At 35.8% G+C, this 21,079-nt stretch carries 14 protein-coding genes, 1 tRNA gene and 2 rRNA genes; 1 reads left to right on the top strand and 16 read right to left on the bottom strand.

Features of this window, described 5'->3' with window-relative positions; genetic code table 11:
* Positions 1 to 40: 40 nt before the first annotated feature.
* The 15 genes from QPK35_RS00500 to pth all read right to left on the bottom strand — a co-directional run bounded on the left by QPK35_RS00500 (position 41) and on the right by pth (position 19,820).
* Positions 41 to 2,950, bottom strand: a 23S ribosomal RNA gene (locus QPK35_RS00500).
* A gap of 150 nt (positions 2,951 to 3,100) precedes the next feature.
* Positions 3,101 to 3,173: transfer RNA gene (locus QPK35_RS00495), tRNA-Ala, on the bottom strand.
* A gap of 62 nt (positions 3,174 to 3,235) precedes the next feature.
* Positions 3,236 to 4,799, bottom strand: a 16S ribosomal RNA gene (locus QPK35_RS00490).
* The 16S and 23S rRNA genes sit together here with 1 tRNA gene alongside, the layout of an rRNA operon.
* A gap of 309 nt (positions 4,800 to 5,108) precedes the next feature.
* Complete coding sequence (lysS, locus tag QPK35_RS00485) at positions 5,109 to 6,599, bottom strand: lysine--tRNA ligase (RefSeq protein ID WP_290033529.1); 1,491 nt, start codon at positions 6,597 to 6,599, stop codon at positions 5,109 to 5,111.
* 56 nt (positions 6,600 to 6,655) lie between these two features.
* Complete coding sequence (dusB, locus tag QPK35_RS00480; protein ID WP_290033528.1) at positions 6,656 to 7,657, bottom strand: tRNA dihydrouridine synthase DusB; 1,002 nt, start codon at positions 7,655 to 7,657, stop codon at positions 6,656 to 6,658.
* Positions 7,658 to 7,670: 13 nt separating this feature from the next.
* Positions 7,671 to 8,546: an Hsp33 family molecular chaperone HslO gene (hslO, locus tag QPK35_RS00475; RefSeq protein WP_290033527.1), complete on the bottom strand. Its 876-nt coding sequence runs from the start codon at positions 8,544 to 8,546 to the stop codon at positions 7,671 to 7,673.
* Between the two features lie 139 nt (positions 8,547 to 8,685).
* Positions 8,686 to 10,803 (bottom strand): ATP-dependent zinc metalloprotease FtsH, encoded by a 2,118-nt coding sequence (gene ftsH, locus QPK35_RS00470; protein WP_290033526.1) that lies wholly within the window; start codon positions 10,801 to 10,803, stop codon positions 8,686 to 8,688.
* Between the two features lie 65 nt (positions 10,804 to 10,868).
* A complete protein-coding gene (gene hpt, locus QPK35_RS00465) occupies positions 10,869 to 11,426 on the bottom strand; it encodes a hypoxanthine phosphoribosyltransferase (RefSeq protein ID WP_290033525.1) in 558 nt (185 codons plus the stop codon).
* Positions 11,427 to 11,430: 4 nt separating this feature from the next.
* On the bottom strand, positions 11,431 to 12,777 hold the full coding sequence (tilS, locus tag QPK35_RS00460) for a tRNA lysidine(34) synthetase TilS (protein WP_290033524.1): 1,347 nt from the start codon (positions 12,775 to 12,777) through the stop codon (positions 11,431 to 11,433).
* Positions 12,778 to 12,860: 83 nt separating this feature from the next.
* Positions 12,861 to 13,310 (bottom strand): S1 domain-containing RNA-binding protein, encoded by a 450-nt coding sequence (locus QPK35_RS00455; RefSeq protein ID WP_290033523.1) that lies wholly within the window; start codon positions 13,308 to 13,310, stop codon positions 12,861 to 12,863.
* Positions 13,311 to 13,395: 85 nt separating this feature from the next.
* Positions 13,396 to 13,803: an FtsB family cell division protein gene (locus tag QPK35_RS00450; protein WP_290033521.1), complete on the bottom strand. Its 408-nt coding sequence runs from the start codon at positions 13,801 to 13,803 to the stop codon at positions 13,396 to 13,398.
* Between the two features lie 72 nt (positions 13,804 to 13,875).
* Positions 13,876 to 14,145, bottom strand: a complete 270-nt coding sequence (locus QPK35_RS00445) for an RNA-binding S4 domain-containing protein (protein ID WP_290033520.1) — start codon at positions 14,143 to 14,145, stop codon at positions 13,876 to 13,878.
* A 3-nt stretch (positions 14,146 to 14,148) separates the two neighbouring features.
* Entirely contained in the window at positions 14,149 to 15,732 is a 1,584-nt protein-coding gene (locus tag QPK35_RS00440; RefSeq protein WP_290033519.1) for a putative polysaccharide biosynthesis protein, read from the bottom strand.
* Between the two features lie 10 nt (positions 15,733 to 15,742).
* Complete coding sequence (gene mfd / locus QPK35_RS00435; RefSeq protein WP_290033518.1) at positions 15,743 to 19,249, bottom strand: transcription-repair coupling factor; 3,507 nt, start codon at positions 19,247 to 19,249, stop codon at positions 15,743 to 15,745.
* 13 nt (positions 19,250 to 19,262) lie between these two features.
* Positions 19,263 to 19,820: an aminoacyl-tRNA hydrolase gene (pth, locus tag QPK35_RS00430; RefSeq protein WP_290033517.1), complete on the bottom strand. Its 558-nt coding sequence runs from the start codon at positions 19,818 to 19,820 to the stop codon at positions 19,263 to 19,265.
* Positions 19,821 to 20,026: 206 nt separating this feature from the next.
* Here pth and cbpA point away from each other — a divergent pair, with 206 nt between their 5' ends.
* Positions 20,027 to 20,662, top strand: coding sequence for a cyclic di-AMP binding protein CbpA (gene cbpA, locus QPK35_RS00425; RefSeq protein WP_290033516.1), 636 nt, complete (start codon positions 20,027 to 20,029; stop codon positions 20,660 to 20,662).
* A 37-nt stretch (positions 20,663 to 20,699) separates the two neighbouring features.
* Here the strand turns inward: cbpA and QPK35_RS00420 are convergent, their stop codons facing one another.
* Positions 20,700 to 21,065 carry a type II toxin-antitoxin system PemK/MazF family toxin gene (locus QPK35_RS00420; protein ID WP_290033515.1) on the bottom strand — a complete coding sequence of 122 codons (366 nt, stop codon included), beginning with the start codon at positions 21,063 to 21,065 and terminating at the stop codon, positions 20,700 to 20,702.
* Positions 21,066 to 21,079: the final 14 nt, after the last annotated feature.

The following is a 21,079-nucleotide window of genomic DNA, read 5'->3' as shown; positions in this document are numbered from 1 at the left end:
TAATAATTTATTCTTTTGACCTTCACCGCTTTTTTAACCTTTGGTTAAGTCCTCGACCGATTAGTAATGGTCCGCTCCATGCATCGCTGCACTTCCACTTCCATCCTATCTACCTGATCATCTCTCAGGGGTCTTACTTCCTTACGGAATGGGAAATCCGATCTTGAGGTGAGTTTCGCACTTAGATGCTTTCAGCGTTTATCTCATCCATACATAGCTACCCAGCGATGCCTTTGGCAAGACAACTGGTACACCAGCGGTATGTCCATCCCGGTCCTCTCGTACTAAGGACAGATCCTCTCAAATTTCCTACGCCCGCGACGGATAGGGACCGAACTGTCTCACGACGTTCTGAACCCAGCTCGCGTACCGCTTTAATGGGCGAACAGCCCAACCCTTGGGACCGACTACAGCCCCAGGATGCGATGAGCCGACATCGAGGTGCCAAACCTCCCCGTCGATGTGGACTCTTGGGGGAGATAAGCCTGTTATCCCCAGGGTAGCTTTTATCCGTTGAGCGATGGCCCTTCCATACGGAACCACCGGATCACTAAGCCCGACTTTCGTCCCTGCTCGACTTGTAGGTCTCGCAGTCAAGCTCCCTTCTGCCTTTACACTCTGCGAATGATTTCCAACCATTCTGAGGGAACCTTTGGGCGCCTCCGTTACCTTTTAGGAGGCGACCGCCCCAGTCAAACTGCCCACCTGACACTGTCTCCCGCCGTGATTGCCGGCGTGGGTTAGAGTGTTCATACAACTAGGGTAGTATCCCACCAACGCCTCCAGCGAAACTAGCGTTCCGCCTTCAATGGCTCCTACCTATCCTGTACAAGTTATACAAACACCCAATATCAAGCTACAGTAAAGCTCCATGGGGTCTTTCCGTCCTGTCGCGGGTAACCCGCATCTTCACGGGTATTATAATTTCACCGAGTCTCTCGTTGAGACAGTGCCCAGATCGTTACGCCTTTCGTGCGGGTCGGAACTTACCCGACAAGGAATTTCGCTACCTTAGGACCGTTATAGTTACGGCCGCCGTTTACTGGGGCTTCAATTCAAAGCTTCGCCGAAGCTAACTTTTCCTCTTAACCTTCCAGCACCGGGCAGGCGTCAGCCCCTATACTTCATCTTACGATTTTGCAGAAACCTGTGTTTTTGATAAACAGTCGCCTGGGCCTTTTCACTGCGGCTGACCCGGAGGTCAGCACCCCTTCTCCCGAAGTTACGGGGTCATTTTGCCGAGTTCCTTAACGAGAGTTCTCTCGCTCACCTTAGGATACTCTCCTCGACTACCTGTGTCGGTTTGCGGTACGGGTATTAATTTTCTCACTAGAAGCTTTTCTTGGCAGTGTGACGTCGATCACTTCACTACTTTAATTTCGTTCCCCATCGTAACTTGTCGTTGTGTATTCAAGCATTTGACTCTCATACCGACTTATTACTTGGACGCACATTTCCGTTCGTGCGCATCTCTAGCCTCCTGCGTCCCTCCATCGTTCAAACAAAAATTAATAGTACAGGAATCTCAACCTGTTATCCATCGCTTACGCCTCTCGGCCTCAGCTTAGGTCCCGACTAACCCTGGGCGGACGAGCCTTCCCCAGGAAACCTTAGTCATTCGGTGGATTAGATTCTCACTAATCTTTCGCTACTCATACCGGCATTCTCACTTCTAAGCGCTCCACCAGTCCTTACGGTCTGACTTCGTTGCCCTTAGAACGCTCTCCTACCATGCACTACGTGCATCCACGATTTCGGTAATGTGTTTAGCCCCGTTACATTTTCGGCGCAGGATCACTCGACTAGTGAGCTATTACGCACTCTTTGAATGGTGGCTGCTTCTGAGCCAACATCCTAGTTGTCTATGCAATCCCACATCCTTTTCCACTTAACACATATTTAGGGACCTTAATCGGTGGTCTGGGCTGTTTCCCTTTCGACTACGGATCTTATCACTCGCAGTCTGACTCCCGGATATAGATCTGTGGCATTCGGAGTTTATCTGAATTCAGTAACTCTTGATGAGCCCCTAGTCCAAACAGTGCTCTACCTCCACGATCCTCAACTCCGAGGCTAGCCCTAAAGCTATTTCGGAGAGAACCAGCTATCTCCAAGTTCGTTTGGAATTTCACCGCTACCCACACCTCATCCTAGCATTTTTCAACATACACAGGTTCGGTCCTCCAGTGCGTTTTACCGCACCTTCAACCTGGACATGGGTAGGTCACCTGGTTTCGGGTCTACACCTACATACTCTTGCGCCCTATTCAGACTCGCTTTCGCTGCGGCTCCGACTTTGCGGTCTTAACCTCGCATGCAAGCGTAACTCGCCGGTTCATTCTACAAAAGGCACGCCATCACTCGTTAATGAGCTTTGACTACTTGTAGGCACATGGTTTCAGGAACTATTTCACTCCCCTCCCGGGGTGCTTTTCACCTTTCCCTCACGGTACTGGTTCACTATCGGTCACTAGGTAGTATTTAGCCTTGGGAGATGGTCCTCCCGGATTCCGACGGAGTTTCACGTGTTCCGCCGTACTCAGGATCCTGAACTGAGGAAACAACGTTTCGTTTACAGGACTATCACCTTCTCTGGTTGATCTTCCCAGATCATTCAACTACGTTATTTCTTGGTAACTCGGATGTTCAGTCCTACAACCCCAAAAAGCAAGCTTCTTGGTTTGGGCTGTTCCCGTTTCGCTCGCCGCTACTCAGGGAATCGAATTTCTTTCTCTTCCTGCGGGTACTTAGATGTTTCAGTTCCCCGCGTCTTCCTTCAACTAAGCTATGAATTCACTTAGTGATGAAACCTAACGGTTTCGGGTTTCCCCATTCGGAAATCTCCGGATCATTGCTTACTTACAGCTAACCGAAGCATATCGCAGTTAGTCACGTCCTTCATCGGCTCCTAGTGCCAAGGCATCCACCATGCGCCCTTAATAACTTAACCTGAACTGATTTGATCAGTTGGTTTATGAGTTTAGCGAATTAAGAACTTTGATTCTTGTTAAAACTCTTAAAAACGCGGTGTTCTCGGTTTATTAAGAAATAAATTATTATCTAGTTTTCAAAGAACAAGTTTGATGAACTAATTCATCAATGGAGCCTAGGAGAGTCGAACTCCTGACCTCCTGCGTGCAAAGCAGGCGCTCTCCCAACTGAGCTAAGGCCCCGAAATAGATCTCTCAAAACTGAATAAGTTTCGACAATGTGCAGTTTCCGTATTTTTCCTTAGAAAGGAGGTGATCCAGCCGCAGGTTCTCCTACGGCTACCTTGTTACGACTTCACCCCAATCATCTGTCCCACCTTAGACGGCTAGCTCCATAAAGGTTACCCCACCGGCTTTGGGTGTTACAAACTCTCATGGTGTGACGGGCGGTGTGTACAAGGCCCGGGAACGTATTCACCGCGGCATGCTGATCCGCGATTACTAGCGATTCCGACTTCATGCAGGCGAGTTGCAGCCTGCAATCCGAACTGAGAACGACTTTAAGAGATTAGCTTGACCTCGCGATTTCGCGACTCGTTGTATCGTCCATTGTAGCACGTGTGTAGCCCAGGTCATAAGGGGCATGATGACTTGACGTCATCCCCACCTTCCTCCGGTTTGTCACCGGCAGTCTCGCCAGAGTGCCCAACTGAATGATGGCAACTGACAACAAGGGTTGCGCTCGTTGCGGGACTTAACCCAACATCTCACGACACGAGCTGACGACAGCCATGCACCACCTGTCATTTTGTCCCCGAAGGGAAAACCTGATCTCTCAGGTGGTCAAAAGATGTCAAGACCTGGTAAGGTTCTTCGCGTTGCTTCGAATTAAACCACATGCTCCACCGCTTGTGCGGGCCCCCGTCAATTCCTTTGAGTTTCAACCTTGCGGTCGTACTCCCCAGGCGGAATGCTTATTGCGTTAGCTGCGGCACTGAAGGGCGGAAACCCTCCAACACCTAGCATTCATCGTTTACGGCGTGGACTACCAGGGTATCTAATCCTGTTCGCTACCCACGCTTTCGAACCTCAGCGTCAGTTACAGACCAGAGAGCCGCTTTCGCCACTGGTGTTCTTCCATATATCTACGCATTTCACCGCTACACATGGAGTTCCACTCTCCTCTTCTGCACTCAAGTCTTCCAGTTTCCAATGCACATCTCCGGTTAAGCCGAAGGCTTTCACATCAGACTTAAAAGACCGCCTGCGTTCCCTTTACGCCCAATAAATCCGGACAACGCTTGCCACCTACGTATTACCGCGGCTGCTGGCACGTAGTTAGCCGTGACTTGCTGGTTAGATACCGTCAACGCATGAACAGTTACTCTCACACGTGTTCTTCTCTAACAACAGAACTTTACGATCCGAAGACCTTCTTCATTCACGCGGCGTTGCTCCATCAGGCTTGCGCCCATTGTGGAAGATTCCCTACTGCTGCCTCCCGTAGGAGTATGGGCCGTGTCTCAGTCCCATTGTGGCCGATCAACCTCTCAGTTCGGCTACGTATCATCACCTTGGTGAGCCTTTACCTCACCAACTAGTTAATACGCCGCGGGTCCATCCAAAAGCGATAGCAGAACCATCTTTCACATCACAAGCATGCGCTTGTCATGGTTATACGGTATTAGCACTTGTTTCCAAATGTTATCCCCTTCTTTTGGGCAGGTTACCCACGTGTTACTCACCCGTCCGCCACTCGAAATTCTTACGGTGGATGCAAGCATCCGGTGTAAGATTTTCTCGTTCGACTTGCATGTATTAGGCACGCCGCCAGCGTTCGTCCTGAGCCAGGATCAAACTCTCATTTTAAAAGTTTTGTGACTCATAAATTTTACTAGCGAATTGACTTCGCAAATGTTTTTGCATTCATTTTCATGAATTGCCCTGCACATTTGTTCATCGAAACATATTCAGTTTTCAAAGATCTATTTTATAAATTCCTTATCAACGGAACATTTATTATGTTATCAGACGAATCAATAATTGTCAACATCTTTTTTTTATTAAAAAAATCAATTACCTTTTCATCTGACAACTTTTATAGTCTATCATTTTAAATGAACTACTGTCAAGCATTTTTATAAAAAAAAGAGATTACAATTGTAATCTCTTTAAATGCTATTTTTCAGGTCTTCTTGTTGGGAATAATAATACATCACGAATTGATGGTGCATCAGTTAACAACATAACCAATCGATCAATTCCGACACCTAATCCACCAGTTGGAGGCATTCCATATTCCATTGCTTCTAGATAATCTTCATCAATACTTTCTGCCTCATCATTTCCATTCTCACGTTCTTGAACTTGAGCTTCAAATCTTTGACGTTGGTCAACAGGATCATTTAATTCAGTGAAAGCATTAGCATATTCCCCACCTAGAATGAATAATTCAAATCGATCAGTAAATCGAGGATCTTTTTCATTTTTCTTTGCTAATGGAGAAACTTCTACAGGGTGTCCATATACAAAAGTTGGATCTACTAATTTATCTTCACAAAATTCTTCAAAGAATTCGTTTATAATATGGCCAACTCCCCAATATGGTTCATAGCGAACATTATGTTCATCTGCTATTTTTTGAGCTTCTTCTACACTCATTTCTTTCCAGAAATCAACACCAGTAACTTCTTTAATTAAGTCTACCATGTGAACACGTTTAAATGGTTTGTCTAAATTAACTTCTTGTCCTTGGTATGTAATAATCCCATTATCAGAAACCACTTTAGCAGCTGCTTTAAAAATTCCTTCTGTTTCATTCATTACATCATTGAAATCCCAATATGCAGCATATGTTTCTAATGATGTAAATTCTGGATTATGACGAGTATCGATTCCTTCATTTCTAAATACTCGGCCCAATTCATATACGCGTTCCATACCACCAACAATTAATCGTTTCAATGGCAATTCTAAGGCAATACGCAAATATAAATCAATATCTAATGCATTATGGTGTGTAATAAATGGACGTGCAGCAGCACCACCAGCTTGATTATTCAAAATTGGTGTTTCTACCTCAATAAAGCCTTCATTATCTAAATAGTCACGCACTGCTTTTATGATTTTTGTTCGATTTACAAAACGATCATAACTTGTTCTATTTGTAATTAAATCTAGATAACGTTGACGATAAATTTGTTCAATATTTTGCAAACCATGATACTTGTCTGGCAAAGGACGTAAAGCTTTCGAAAGGAAAGTTAATTTAGTAACTCGTAATGTCAACTCTCCCATATCAGTTTTAATAACTTCACCTGTAATTCCAAGGAAATCTCCTAAATCAGCACGTTTAAAAATGTGATATTGTTCTTCACCAACCACGTCTTTACGGATATAAAGTTGCATTTTTCCTGTACGATCTTGTAAATCAGCAAAACCAACTTTCCCTTTTCCACGTTTACCGACCATTCGACCAGCAATTGTGGCTGTAATTCCAGAATCATTCAATTCTTCTTTTGTCATATCACCATATTTTTCATGCAAATCAGCATTCATTGCATCACGTTCAAATCTATGACCAAATGGATCAATTCCTTCATCGCGAAGTTCTTGCATTTTTTGTCTACGAACTCTAAGTTGATCGTTCATTGACTGTTCGTTGCTCATTGATAATCCTCTTTTCTTAATTTCTGTCTCTGAATTATTATATCATAATTATTTAACTATTTTCTTTTTACATTCATACGTTCTTTCGTATCAGCTAAGAACTGATCAAAAATTTCTATCATTTCTTCTTCAGTATCAGCAGAATTTAAAGCTGCTTTTGTACGAGCTGCACGTGGAATTCCCTTAATATAATATGCAGCTTGAGAGCGAAATTCTCTTGGACCAATTTTTTCACCCTTAACTTTAACTAATCGATGTAAATGTTCTTTAGCAACTTCAATTTTTTCATCAGGTGTTGGTTCAGACAAAATTTCACCAGTCTCTAAATAATGAGTTGTTTGTTTAACAATCCAAGGATTACCCAATGCTGCACGACCTATCATTACAGCATCTGCACCTACTTCATCTAGCATTTTCTTAGCTTCTTGTGGAGTTGTCACATCACCATTTCCAACAAAAGGAATTTTCTTCAAATTATCCTTTACTTCTTTTAAAATTCCCCAATCTGCATGGCCAGAATAAAGTTGTTTACGTGTTCTACCATGCATAGCAAGCATAGCTGCTCCACCTTCTTCAGCTGCCAAAGCATTTTCAACTGCTAAAATGTGATCATCATCCCAACCTGTACGCATTTTAACTGTTACTGGTTTCTTTACAACTTTAGTCACCGCACTTACCATCTCATAAATTTTATCAGGATCTAGTAACCAATGTGCACCAGCATCAGTTTTTGTAACCTTAGGTACAGGACAACCCATATTTATGTCAATAATATCAGTATTTGTATTTTCAGCAACAAACTGTGCTGCTTCAACTAAGGAATCCTTTGAACCGCCAAAAATCTGTACACTAACAGGATGTTCAGTTTCATCTACAAATAACATTCCTAATGTTTTTTTATTTCTAAAATGAATTCCTTTATCTGAAATCATTTCACACACAACTAGTCCTGCTCCAAATTCTTTACAAATTAATCTAAATGCAACGTTAGTAACTCCAGCCATGGGAGCTACCACGACTTGATTTGGAATTGTTATATCACCAATTTTCCACTCCATAATTTTTTCCTTTCTATTTTTTTATACATTTCTTTAATTCATCTTCAGTAAATTTATACTTCTTACCGCAAAAATGACAAATGACTTCTGCACCATGATCCTCATCAATCATTTCTTTTATTTGATCATTAGGTAATGTTTTTATAATATTGTAAAAACGGTCGCGTGAACAATCACATTTATAACTAACTTCCATTTTATCTAAAATTTTAACATTATCTTTACCTAAAATTTCATATAACATATCTTCAGGTGTCATACCCTGTTGCATCATTTCAGATACCATTGGAATTTCATTTAATTTTTGTTCAACTTTACTCAAAACCTCATCTTTAGCACCTGGCATAACTTGCAACATAAATCCACCTGCTGTTTTAATTGTATTATCATTGTTCACAAATACTGATAATCCAACAGATGAAGGGATTTGTTCTGACTTTGCTAAATAATAAGTAAAGTCTTCTCCTAATTCTCCAGACACTAAAGGAACTTGACCAGTAAATGGTTCTTTTAGTCCTAAATCTTTAGTTACCGCTAAAAAACCATTTGTTCCTACTGCACCTTTTACATCAATTTTATTCTTATCATTTAATGGTAAATGCACATGAGGATGTTGCACATATCCTTTAACTGTACCCTTTGCATTTCCGTCAATAACAATACCACCAACTGGTCCATTTCCATTAATCTTTACGGTCATTTTTTCATCATCTTGCAATGAAGCAGATGATAATAATAATGTTCCAATTAAACTACGTCCTAATGCTGCTGAAGCTGCACTCCATGTATCGTGTAATTCTTGTGCTTTTCTCACTGTTTCAGTTGCATCAACTGCATATGCACGAATTTGCCCATCAAATGCTAAACTTTTAACTAAATAATCACTCATATTAATTTCCTTTCTTACTCAAACTATTATTTTATCATGATTAAAATTCAGATTTCAAAAATAATATTAAAAAATATATATCAATAAAAATAGAGGCGTACAAAAATGTACATCCTCTATTTTTTATAATAAGTTTTAATTAATCCTTATTATCTTTGTCTTGATGTTTTTCTACGTCGTTTTGATTGCTTGGATAGAAAGTTTGAGTTGGTAAAGCCTGATCATCACGTTTATCAGCTTTTTTCTCTTCAGCAACCTCTTGTTCATCAATCTTTTGGCGTTGTGCATCTTTTCGTTCTAAGGCTTTTTTAGCTTCTTCAAATGATCCCGATTTTTCACTAGGAAATTCATTTTCAACTGGCATTTTACCTGTCTTATATAAACTTAAGATTTGCTTTTCATCAAGAGTTTCATATTTTAATAATGCTTCTGCAATAATTTTATGTTGTTCGCGGTGTTCTTGAATAATTCTCTTAGCAGTTTCCATTCCTTCATTTGACAAACGCATTACTTCTTCGTCAATTAAGTTAGCAACTTTTCCAGAGTAACTATGTTGTCCATCAAATTCTCCTGGTTGCATATTTGCTTGTCCTTCGTACTGAACAGGACCTAATTTTTCACTCATTCCGTATTCAGTAACCATAGCACGTGCTAATTGTGTTGCTTGTTGGAAATCGTTTGCAGCACCAGATGACTGTTGATTGAAAATAATTTCTTCCGCAGCACGACCACCCATTAAACCGGCAATTTGTTCTGTCAAATCTTTCTTTGAGTTTAACATTTGGTCTTCTCTAGGAAGCATTATTGCATAACCACCTGCACGACCACGTGGTACAATTGTTACCTTATGCACAACACGTGCGTCATTTAAAACTAAACCAACAATTGTATGACCAGCTTCGTGGAATGCAACTGTCCGTCGTTCTTTTTCACTTACAACTCGATCACGTTTTGCTGGACCAGCAATTACACGATCCTCTGCTTCATCAACATCAGAAGCATCAATTTCATTTTTATTTCTTCTTGCAGCTAATAATGCAGCTTCATTTAACAAGTTAGCTAAATCAGCACCAACAAATCCTGGTGTTTGCTTAGCAACCATCTTCAAGTCAACATCTTTGGCCAATGGTTTTCCTTTTGCATGGACCTTTAAGATAGCTTCACGGCCCTTAACATCTGGTCTACCAACAAGAATTTTACGATCAAAACGACCAGGACGAAGTAAGGCTGGGTCTAAAACATCAGATCTGTTTGTAGCAGCCATTACAATTACGCCTTCATCGCCTTCGAACCCATCCATTTCAACCAATAATTGGTTCAATGTTTGTTCACGTTCATCATGGCCACCGCCCATACCATTTCCACGACGACGACCAACAGCATCAATTTCATCAATGAAGATAATTGATGGAGCATTCTTCTTAGCATTTTCAAATAAATCACGAACACGGCTTGCCCCAACACCAACAAACATTTCAACGAAATCTGAACCTGAAATTGAGAAGAATGGCACGCCAGCTTCACCAGCCACGGCTTTAGCTAATAAAGTTTTACCTGTTCCTGGAGGTCCTTCAAGTAATACTCCAGATGGAATTCGTGCTCCTAATTTTCTAAACTTCTTTGGATCACGTAAAAATTCAACGACTTCAACTAACTCTTGTTTTTCCTCTTCTGCACCGGCTACATCTGAGAAACGAACCTTATTTTGACTCTTATTAATTGGCTTAGCCTTTGACTTGCCAAAATTCATCATACGTCCGCTTCCGCCTTGGCCACCAGCATTTCCCATCATTAGATAGAAGAAGAAAATCATGAAGACTACTGGAAGTAATGTTAAAAGAAGTTGCATCCAAATATTACTTGATTGTTCTTCTTTTGCATTATTTGTAACATGATTCTTTTGTGCATAATCCATGACTTGGTTTACAGTATCACCATTAGTCACAATATTTGTTGTAAAGCTCTTAACTTTAGTACTTTCCGTTGCGCCTGTTAAAGTATTCTTTTTATTTTTAACTGTAACTGGTTTACGATATTCACCAGTTACCTTATAAACACTCCCTGAAGGCTCTAACGTAAACTTACGCACATTATCCTTCTTCATCTCAGACATAAATGTACTGGACTGAATTTGTTGAGTTTGAGAATTGCTATTGCCTCCAGTGAAGTAATAGACAGCTCCCATAATTCCAAGGAAAATCACAATATAGAAAAGACTATTTCTGAATAATCCATTCTTTTTGTTGTTATTATTCATTTATTTCCTCCTTAGGCACCAATAAATAACTAAAATGTTATCAAGATTAATCATATCATACTTGACTAATTTTGACCATTTTCATTCTTAGCATAAACTTCAGGTTTTAAAACACCAACATATGGTAAATTACGATAATGACCTGAATAATCTAAACCATAACCTACTACAAATTCATTAGGAACTTTAAATCCATAATAATCTGTTTCAATACCTTCAACACGACGATCTGGTTTATCTAATAAAGTACAGATTTTAACAGAGGCAGCATTGCGACTTTGAAATAAATCAACCAAACATTGAAGTGTTCGACCTGTATCAATGATATCTTCGATAATAAGTACGTTTCTTCCTTCAACTGATGTATCCAAATCTTTAATAATTTTTACATTTCCAGATGAAACTGTTTCATTTCCATAACTTGAAACATCCATAAAATCTAATTCACAATATGTATCAATCTCACGTACAATATCTGAATAAAACACAGCTGCACCTTTTAAAATGCATACTACAAGTGGATCTTTACCAGCAAAATCTTTAGTGATTTGTTTACCTAATTTTTTAGTAACATCTTGAATTTGTTCTCTACTATAAAGAACTTTCAAAATATCGTTGTTCATGTTTTTACCTCTTTCTGTACTTCTTTATTACTATTGTGTATCGAATTGTAGCATTTTCGCTAAAATGTGACAAATACAACTGCTGTGGATTTAAAGCAGCATATATCAAATTCCCATCTGCAATCAAAGGCATCGTCTGACGATCTTCTGAAGGTATCTTATTATCGATAAAATAGCGTCTTAACTTTTTATGCATGCCATTGATTTCAAAATAGTCTTTTGGTTTTCGAAATCGTAAAACTAATTTAGACGGACAATTAGATAGACCAATGGTTTTATCTGTTTTTTCAATTACTACTTTATCCTTAGAAAAAATTCCAATTTTAAAATCTTCATATTTAATCCATTGGTTTAGTGATAACAAAATTGCTAATTCTTTTTTAATAGTTTTTTTATTCTTACATTCAATTTTAAAAGTTTGATATTCTTTTCGCAATTGTTTTTCTTGATTTATTTGATAAATTCCTTGCGGTTTATTCAAATTTAATAAAAATTGTATAATTTCAGTTACTTGATGCTGATTTATCGGAATATCAGTTAACTTTAAAATTTGTTTCATAACTAATTCTTGTTGATTAGCATTTAATTGAGAAAACAATTCCAAATTATATCCATCAGAATCTCTCAATTTTTCTACTATTCTTTGCTGCTCCAATTCTTGACAGGATAGAGCTATCTTTATTTGAGATTCATACTCTTGGATATGTTCTAAAAATTTTGGATTCTCCTTTTTTAATAATGGGATTATTTGATGACGTATACGATTTCGCAAAGCATCATCCATTGCATTCGTTTCATCTTCGAAATATTTAATTTGATTCCTTTGTGCAAAATTTAAAATTTCTAATTTAGAAAAGGGTAATAAAGGCCTAATAATATACTTATTATCTGCAAAATCACGTAAACTTTCTATTCCTACCAGTTGTTGAAGTTGGCCACCACGAACTAGTTTCATTAAAAAAGTTTCTGCTTGATCATCAGCATGATGTGCTGTCATTAAATATTTAATATTATTCTCATCCATAACCTTTTCAAAAAAAGAATATCGAAAATTACGCGCCTGTTCTTCAATTCCTAATTTAGGATGAAATTTCTTTTGCCAAACAGTTTGATGCAGTTTCAAATTATTTTTTTTACAAAATTTTTGAATAAATTCTGTTTCAACTATACTTTGCTTTCGTAATTTGTGATCAACATATGCAACTTCAATTTTGGGACGGCTTTTTACAGGTAAATCCATTAATAGTTTTAATAAACTCATAGAATCTACTCCGGTTGATACAGCTACAAGTACTTTTTTTTGTTCCAAATTAAACTTTCGAAAATGGTTATTAAAGTTATCGATTTTCATAAGATTTCCTCACATTAAATAAAGACCAAATATTGAATGTAAAAACAGAGGTTGTAAATATCACAACCTCTGTTTTCTAGCTTCTAGCTTCGACGACCGCCACGACCACCGCGCTTACCATCAGTATTTCGTTTTAGAGAAGTTAAGCGTTCATCGCTTTCCTTTAAAAATCCAGCTAATAATGTATCAAAATCTTTCTTTGAATGATTTTGATGATTTGATTTATTTCCGTGGAAACGTTGATGATTTCCTTGATGGTTATTATTTTGTCGGCTAGTTGATTCATTTTTCTTAGGTTTGGGCATTGCTTGCTTAATTGACAATGAAATTTTCCCATCGTCACCAATTTTAAGAACTTTAACTTGAACTTCATCGCCAACTTTTAAAACATCATGAATATCTTTTACATAATTATTAGAAACTTCACTGATATGCACTAATCCAGTTTGTTTCTCGCCTAAATCCACAAATGCACCAAAGTTTGTAATTCCTGAAACTTTGCCTGAAACTTTCGTTCCCACTTCAACTGTCATAAGAAAAATTAATCCTCCAAGATCTTTCTGATATTTATTTTAGTATACCACTGTTTATTGTTTTAAATAAATGCTAAATTTAAATTTAGTTATCTGTTATACTCTTTGACTTATCTCCTGGTAAACTGTATATTGTTTCACCATCTTTAGAGTAATAATATTTTTGGCGAATAATCTTTGCAACATAATCAGAATCCTTTAATTGTTCAACTTGTTGCTTTAATTCTTTATTCTGTTTCTTAGCATCTTTTAATTCAACTTTAGCTTGTGTTGCTTTTTTATTTAAAATCCCAGCCTGAATGTTGTTTTGAATAATGCGAGCACCTAATATTAGTGAAAAAAATAAAGTTACTCCCAAAAGAATTAACATTCTCAATCGATGTTTTTTAGTCATTGCCAGCTGTAATTTTTGCGTTTCTGTTAATCTTGTTTGTTGATTATAGTATTCCTTATTTAAAATTTTTACATTTTTCGATTTATTATCTTGCGCCATGTTAATCTCCTTATTAAATAACATGATTATCTTTAGTTAAAACTATAACAAATATCATAACAAAAATGTATTTTAAATACGATAATCTTCTTGATATTTTTCTTCAATAACAGTATATAAATCTTCTGCCTCATTTTTCTTAGTAGTATCTTTAATATTATCGATTTTAACAACTAATGTTTTATTTCCAAAATTAATAGTTAACTCATCACCTATGCTTACATTTGATGATGACTTAGCAACTTTTCCATTTATGTCAATTCTACCTTGATCAGCAATATCTTTTGCAACCGAACGTCTTTTAATAATTCTTGATACTTTTAAAAACTTATCTAATCGCATAACTTACCCTTCCATTTTTAATTTTTTTACTAAACTAATAATCTTTTTACCACCAGGAATCAAAAACCATTCTCTTATTGTAAACATTCGTTGAGATATAATCATAAATAAGAATGTAATAATTCCAATAGCTATTGCAACAAATACGATCATTACTGCTGCTTTACGTCCAAATGGTAAAAATAACTGTAATAAATTGGAACTCATCCATACACATAGACACATCACAAACACTGATAAAATCAATTTTTTTACAAAACCATCCCCGTTAAAAAATAAATTTTTAACATTTGCTGGTAAAGCCCATAATACTACTAATAAGGCAATAAATAGGCTTAAAATAGTTGCCAAACTAGCACCAACAATCCCAAAATTACGTATCATAAACGAATTAGTTAATGCCTTTATAACAACTGCTAAAATCAACCCTACTGCTGTAATTTTAAATTGATTTAAACTTTGAAGTATAGAATTATATGTGCTTATTAACGTAATTATTAATACACTTATCACATAAACTGCTATTGTTCCAGATAACTCACCACTTCCAAATAACATCACATTAATGTATTTCATAAGTACAATCATGCCACCTGTAGCGGCTGCAGCAATTGTAGCACTAACCCTCATTAATGTTCTAGCAATGCGACGAAAACTTGCTAATTTCCCCTCTTTTAATGCATTAGTCAGTGCAGGTAATAAAGTAGATGAAAAACTAACCGCTATTACCATTCCAAGTTGAACAAGTGGTTGAGCTCTATCATATACACCCTTAATATTTTTAGCAACATCTGGAGCAATTCCTGATGATACAAGACAGTTATTAATGGTAAACGAATCTACCAATTGTAATAAAACCATCATCGAAGCAAACAAGCATATAATCAATCCATCTGAAAAAATTCTTTTACTTAAAGTAAAATAACTTTTTTTCTTTTCATTAGGATATCGCCAGATAGTTTTTATATAAAATGTGACAAAACTTAAACTTGCTCCAATCGCTCCTAAAGTCGAAGCAAACATTGCCCAGCTTCCCATTTTATACACATTCCAGTGATCACAAACAGATATCATTGCAACAAAGATAATAAACGCTACCCTAATAAACTGTTCTGTTACTTGAGAAATTGCCGTTGGCTTCATATCAAAAATTCCCTGATAGAATCCCCTACCAACAGCTAAAATTGGCATAAAAAGAAACATCCATGCCACGCTTTTAAGCAATGTAGTTAACCCTAAATCTCCCATTAAAAAAGCTATCTTATTTGAAAACATTCTTAAAAAAAGAAAACATATGATTCCAAAAATAGCCAAAATAACAAACACTTGACGTGCAACTTGGTATTTTGCACCACTATCTTCCTGCTCAGCAATTAGTTTAGAAATGAATACTGGAAATCCACTAAGAGCAAATGTCATTCCAATTCCATAAATAGGATACACTTGCTGGTATACATAAAATCCCGTATTTCCTACTAAATTTTCAAATGGAATGCGATAGCATGCGCTTAAAATTTTAGCAATTAATGAAGCTACTGATAAGATCAAAGCCCCATGCATTACCGTTTTCATTTGATCATTTTTCATTTTTTGCTCCCTATTTAACTAACTTTTTAGCTAAGTTTTTAAGCATATTTTGTAGTTCTAAAATTATCTCATAAATATTTTGATGAGCTTTCTCATCAATTATAATCTTCATTTTTCCATTTTCAACATTTAATTGTGTTTTTAATTTTGTTTTTGAAATTTCTTCAAGAAATATCTGACCCGTCAATTTATCAGTCGCTTTTTTAGAAAATATAATTGTAACTTTTCTCTTTACTTGATAAATTTTCTCAACTAATGCTTGATCTGCATACATCTTCAATAAACCAATTTCTAACAAATTAGATACTTCATCTGGATAATCTCCAAATCGATCAATTAAATCATCTTGTACTTCTTGATATTGTTCAAAACTATTAAATTGTCGAATTCGTTTATAAATTTCAATTTTTTGTTGTTCATCATTTATATAAGAATTTGGAATATATGCTTCAACATCAAAATTAATTTCTGAATCTGTCTTTTCGTTTGGTTTTATACCGCGTTTTTTAGCAACTGCTTCATTTAGCATTTGCATATATAAGTCATATCCAACCGAATCAATAAAACCATGTTGTTGTTTACCTAATAAATTTCCTGCACCACGAATTGCCAAGTCTCGCATAGCAATTTTAAACCCTGAACCTAATTCAGTAAAATCTTTAATTGCTTCAAGTCGTTTTTCGCTTTCTTCTGTTAAAACTTTATTTGCTTTATACATAAAATATGCATAGGCTACGCGATTTGAACGTCCAACTCTTCCTCGCAATTGATATAACTGTGCTAAGCCCATTCGATCTGCATCCTCAACAAACAAAGTGTTTGCATTTGGAATATCAACACCTGTTTCGATGATTGTTGTTGTAACTAAAACATCAAAATCTCCGCGAATAAAATCGATTAAAATTTTCTCCATCTGCAACTCTGTCATTTGACCATGAATATAAGTAATTCTTGCTTCTGGAACTAAGTCTTGTAACATTGCAACCACTTTTTCAATATCTTTTACACGATTGTGTAAGTAAAAAACTTGACCGTGACGCTCAATTTCACGTCGGATTCCATTTGCAATTACCTGATAATTTTGTTCCATAACATACGTTTGAATTGGATAGCGATTAACTGGAGCAGTTTCAATAACTGATAAATCACGTACACCTAACATAGACATATTCAAAGTTCGTGGAATTGGCGTTGCAGTTAATGTTAAAACGTCTACATTTTGCTTTAATTGTTTTAATCTTTCCTTATGTTTTACACCAAATCGTTGTTCCTCATCTATGATTAATAAACCTAAATCTTTAAATTTAACATCCTTTGATAATAATCGATGTGTCCCAACAACAATATCGCATTTACCACTTGCTAGATTTTCAATTACTTTTTTAGATTCTGAAGGTGTATTAAATCTTGAAAGTATGCCAATCTCAACTGGAAAACCACTAAATCTCTGTTCCATTGTTTCATAATGTTGTTGTGCTAAAACTGTAGTTGGTACTAAGAAAGCAACCTGCTTCCCTGCTTCAACAGCTTTAAATGCTGCTCTTAAAGCTACTTCGGTCTTACCATACCCAACATCTCCGATCAGTAATCGATCCATTGGGTGTGTACTTTCCATATCTTTTTTTATCTCTGCAGTACTTCGCAATTGATCTGGTGTTTCAGTATATGGAAATGCCTCTTCAAATTCTTTTTGATATGCATCATCTTTAGGAAAAGCAAAGCCTTTTAAAGATTCTCGTTCAGCATACAAATCAATTAAGTCATCAGCAATATCCTCAATTTTATTTGCAACACGCATTTTAGTTTTATGCCAAGTTGTCCCACCTAACTTATTTAAATGAGGTGTTTTCGATTCAGAAGATACATATTTCTGAATTCTATCTAATTGATTAACTGGCACATATAATTTTGCTGCATTTTGATATTCCAATGTAAGATAATCTTGATGCTTACCATCAACTTCCATTGTTTTAATTCCAAGAAAGCGACCAATACCATGATTAACATGAACAACATAGTCTCCCTCTTTTAAGTCAGTATAACTTTTTAATCGTTCAGCGTTATCCATTGTTAAACGTTTTGCACGTTTTTTAGTTGCTTTTGCAAACAATTCATTCTCAGTTAAAACTACTAAATCGCAACTTGGAATTTCAAACCCTGTCTGTAAACTTCCATGAATAATTTGTAATACACCTTGTTGAATAGCATCACTTTTAGTTAAAATATTTGGTATTTCAAAATCATCTAAAGTTTCTGAAATTTTACTGAGTCTTTCTTCATCCTGAATCATTATAATTACCGTCTGGTTTTGTTTGATCCAGCGTGTTGCTTCAGTTTTTAATAATGATAATTGACTAAAAAATTGTTGAACAGCGCGCACTCTAAAATCATTTATGCTAGTAAATTTTAATCTTCCAATTCCCTTTTTAAATAAAGACATAAAAATACTATTTTGCTGTGTATTTCGAATTATCTTACGGATATCAAAATTAATTTTTATTTTGTTAAAAATTGGAGTTAAATTATTTTCTTCATCTATCCAAACTTGCTCTGCTTGATTATTTTTATCAGACTTATCCAAAATCTTAGCATAATCATCTACTATTAATAAGCCTTTAGTACTTAAATAATCTAATAATGAAGTCTGTTCTGGATACAATACCTGAGCAAAAATTCGATGAAGTGGAAGCAAAGTATCATTTTGCCAATCATTAATAATTTCATCAATTTTATCGTTTAACTGATTTTGCTTCTCTTCAGTTAATGAACTATTTACATCATGTGCTATTTGAGTTAACTTCAATGCTGCATTTTTTAATAACTTATGATCAAAAATTAAATCCGTAGCAGGAAAAATTTCTGCTTCATCTAATTCTTTAATACTTCTTTGAGTTCCAATATCAAATGATCTAATCGAATCAATTTCTGTATCAAATAAATCAATTCTGAGCGGAAAAGCATAATTTAATGAATAGATATCAAGAATTGATCCACGAATAGCAAAATCTCCAGGATGATCGACTAACTTTTGCCGAGTATACCCCATTTGAATTAACTTAGTTGCTACTTGTTCTAGGTCAAGTTCTTCCCCTTGTTTTAAGGTTAAAATTGATTTCTTCCAAGATTCTACAGAAGGTAATCTGCGTTGAAGTCCAGAAGTATTCGTTACTATTATTGCTGGCTCTTGCTTTGCCATTGCACTTAACGCTTGTACACGTTGACTTTTAAAGTCTGGGGAACTTGTTGCAATCTCAGTAGCAATAAGTTCCTCTACTGGAAATAAGTATACTTGGTCTTCTGCAACAACATTTTGTAAATCATTTACTAAGTTTTGGGCATTACTAATAGTATCTGTAACTACTAAAATTGGACTTTGTGCTTTTTTTAATAATGTTTGTAACACAATTGTCTTTGCTGACCCTAATACACCAGTTAGTAAATGTCTTCCATTATTTTCAATGTTGTGTTGAAAATCTTTAAATTCTATAGATTTTTCAACAAAATCATCTAGTCGCATATCACATCACTCTCTAATTAAATTTATTCATTGTCTTCATAAAATCACCTGATGCAATCCAATATTCAATTGCATCAACAGCTTGATCTTTTGCATTATTAAATTGAAGTTGTTCTGATGGCTTAAATTTTCCTAATACCCAATCAACAACTGTCATAATTTTAGGACGTCCAATTCCAACTTTTAATCGCTTAAATTCTTGTGTTCCTACATGTTGAATGATACTTTTGATCCCATTATGCCCGCCAGCAGATCCTTTTTGGCGTAATCTGATTCTGCCAACTTCCATATCTAAATCATCTTGAATAATTAATATATCATCTTTATCAATCTTATAGTAATCCATCAATGGCTTAACAGCTCGTCCAGATTCATTCATAAATGTCTTAGGCTTTACAAGAATTACTTTTTCATTTTCAATCATGCCTAATCCAATCATCGCATTACATTTTTCTTTATCAAAATCAATATGGTTACGTTCTGCTAATTCATCAACTATCATAAATCCTGTATTGTGTCGTGTCTTATCATAACGTGCACCAATGTTTCCTAATCCAACAATCATTTTCATTTTTATAACCTCCAATCTTAATACGTTATGAAGAAGATATTCTATAAATTAGAACTACATTCTCCAACTTTATGTCGTGTTTAAGTATATCACATTTATATTTATTCCCATTTAATGAGCAATTTTAAATTAAATATTTCTTAGAATTAACTTAGTATGGTATTATATAATTTGAAACTTCGATTGGATATTCTAGGAGAATTGTAATGATTTTAAAAGAAATTGTTAAACCTAAAGATGAACTGACTTTAATTAATGAAAATGCAACTTTAGAGGAAGCATTGGATATCTTAGAAACCTCTGGATTTCGTTGCGTACCAGTTCTTGATAAAAGTGGAAATATTTTTCGCGGAAATATTTATAAGATGCACATTTATCGTCATAAATCTCGTGGGGGAGATATGAATCTTCCAGTAACTCAATTATTAAAAAACGCTAATAAATTTATTTCACTTGATTCTGCTTTTTTTAATATCTTTTTTACAATCAAAGATTTGCCATATATTACAGTTTTAGATGAAAATAATAACTTCTTTGGTATTCTTACTCACAGCAGTTTATTAAAAATGCTTTCGCAGTCATGGAATGTTAATGATGGTAGTTATGTGTTAACCATCCTATCTTCAGGAAATCGTGGTGACCTTGCAAAAATTTCAAAAATCATCACTCGCTATACATCAATTGCAAGTTGCATTTCACTTGATTTACATGAAAGTAATAATGTTCAAAGAATATTATTTACACTACCTTCAGATGTTGACAAATCAAAATTAAAACGCATTGTTGCTAGTTTAAAACGAAATCGTTTTGAAATTGAAGCAATTGAAGATCTTCATGCATAAAAAGACTGTGTATAATTACAAATTATACACAGTCTTTTTATTTTAATACTTTTAATCCTAGACTAATTTCTAAAGCATGATCGACTTTTTTCATCACTTTAGCTTTTAAATGAGTCACTTTTCTTCTTAGACGTTTTTTATCAATTGTTCTAACTTGTTCCAACAAAACGACAGAATCTTTTTCTAATCCATTTTTTGATTTTTCAATTGCAACATGTGTTTGCATCTTAGGTTTCGAAATTTTAGATGTAATTGCTGCAATTATGACTGTTGGACTAAATTTATTTCCAATATTATTTTGAATAATTAATACAGGTCGTAATCCCCCTTGTTCTGAACCCACTACTGGGGATAAGTCTGCATAATAAATATCTCCTCTACTAACCTGTTCTTCTTCATTCATAATAAGTGCCTCAA

Origin of the sequence: Ligilactobacillus cholophilus, from assembly GCF_030389495.1 — a bacterium.
Lineage (GTDB): Bacteria > Bacillota > Bacilli > Lactobacillales > Lactobacillaceae > Ligilactobacillus > Ligilactobacillus cholophilus.
The sequence above is the reverse complement of the archived record's forward strand: the minus strand, read 5'-3'. Positions and strand labels throughout refer to the sequence as shown.

Bases quoted from the DNA above. Each gene is read 5' to 3' on its own strand.
- lysS (WP_290033529.1), bottom strand. From the start codon at position 6,599: ATGAGCAACGAACAGTCAATGAACGATCAACTTAGAGTTCGTAGACAA.
- mfd (WP_290033518.1), bottom strand. From the start codon at position 19,249: ATGCGACTAGATGATTTTGTTGAAAAATCTATAGAATTTAAAGATTTT.
- ftsH (WP_290033526.1), bottom strand. From the start codon at position 10,803: ATGAATAATAACAACAAAAAGAATGGATTATTCAGAAATAGTCTTTTC.
- hslO (WP_290033527.1), bottom strand. From the start codon at position 8,546: ATGAGTGATTATTTAGTTAAAAGTTTAGCATTTGATGGGCAAATTCGT.
- cbpA (WP_290033516.1), top strand. From the start codon at position 20,027: ATGATTTTAAAAGAAATTGTTAAACCTAAAGATGAACTGACTTTAATT.
- QPK35_RS00450 (WP_290033521.1), bottom strand. From the start codon at position 13,803: ATGGCGCAAGATAATAAATCGAAAAATGTAAAAATTTTAAATAAGGAA.
- QPK35_RS00420 (WP_290033515.1), bottom strand. From the start codon at position 21,065: ATGAATGAAGAAGAACAGGTTAGTAGAGGAGATATTTATTATGCAGAC.
- QPK35_RS00445 (WP_290033520.1), bottom strand. From the start codon at position 14,145: ATGCGATTAGATAAGTTTTTAAAAGTATCAAGAATTATTAAAAGACGT.
- hpt (WP_290033525.1), bottom strand. From the start codon at position 11,426: ATGAACAACGATATTTTGAAAGTTCTTTATAGTAGAGAACAAATTCAA.
- QPK35_RS00440 (WP_290033519.1), bottom strand. From the start codon at position 15,732: ATGAAAAATGATCAAATGAAAACGGTAATGCATGGGGCTTTGATCTTA.
- QPK35_RS00455 (WP_290033523.1), bottom strand. From the start codon at position 13,310: ATGACAGTTGAAGTGGGAACGAAAGTTTCAGGCAAAGTTTCAGGAATT.
- dusB (WP_290033528.1), bottom strand. From the start codon at position 7,657: ATGGAGTGGAAAATTGGTGATATAACAATTCCAAATCAAGTCGTGGTA.
- tilS (WP_290033524.1), bottom strand. From the start codon at position 12,777: ATGAAAATCGATAACTTTAATAACCATTTTCGAAAGTTTAATTTGGAA.
- pth (WP_290033517.1), bottom strand. From the start codon at position 19,820: ATGAAAATGATTGTTGGATTAGGAAACATTGGTGCACGTTATGATAAG.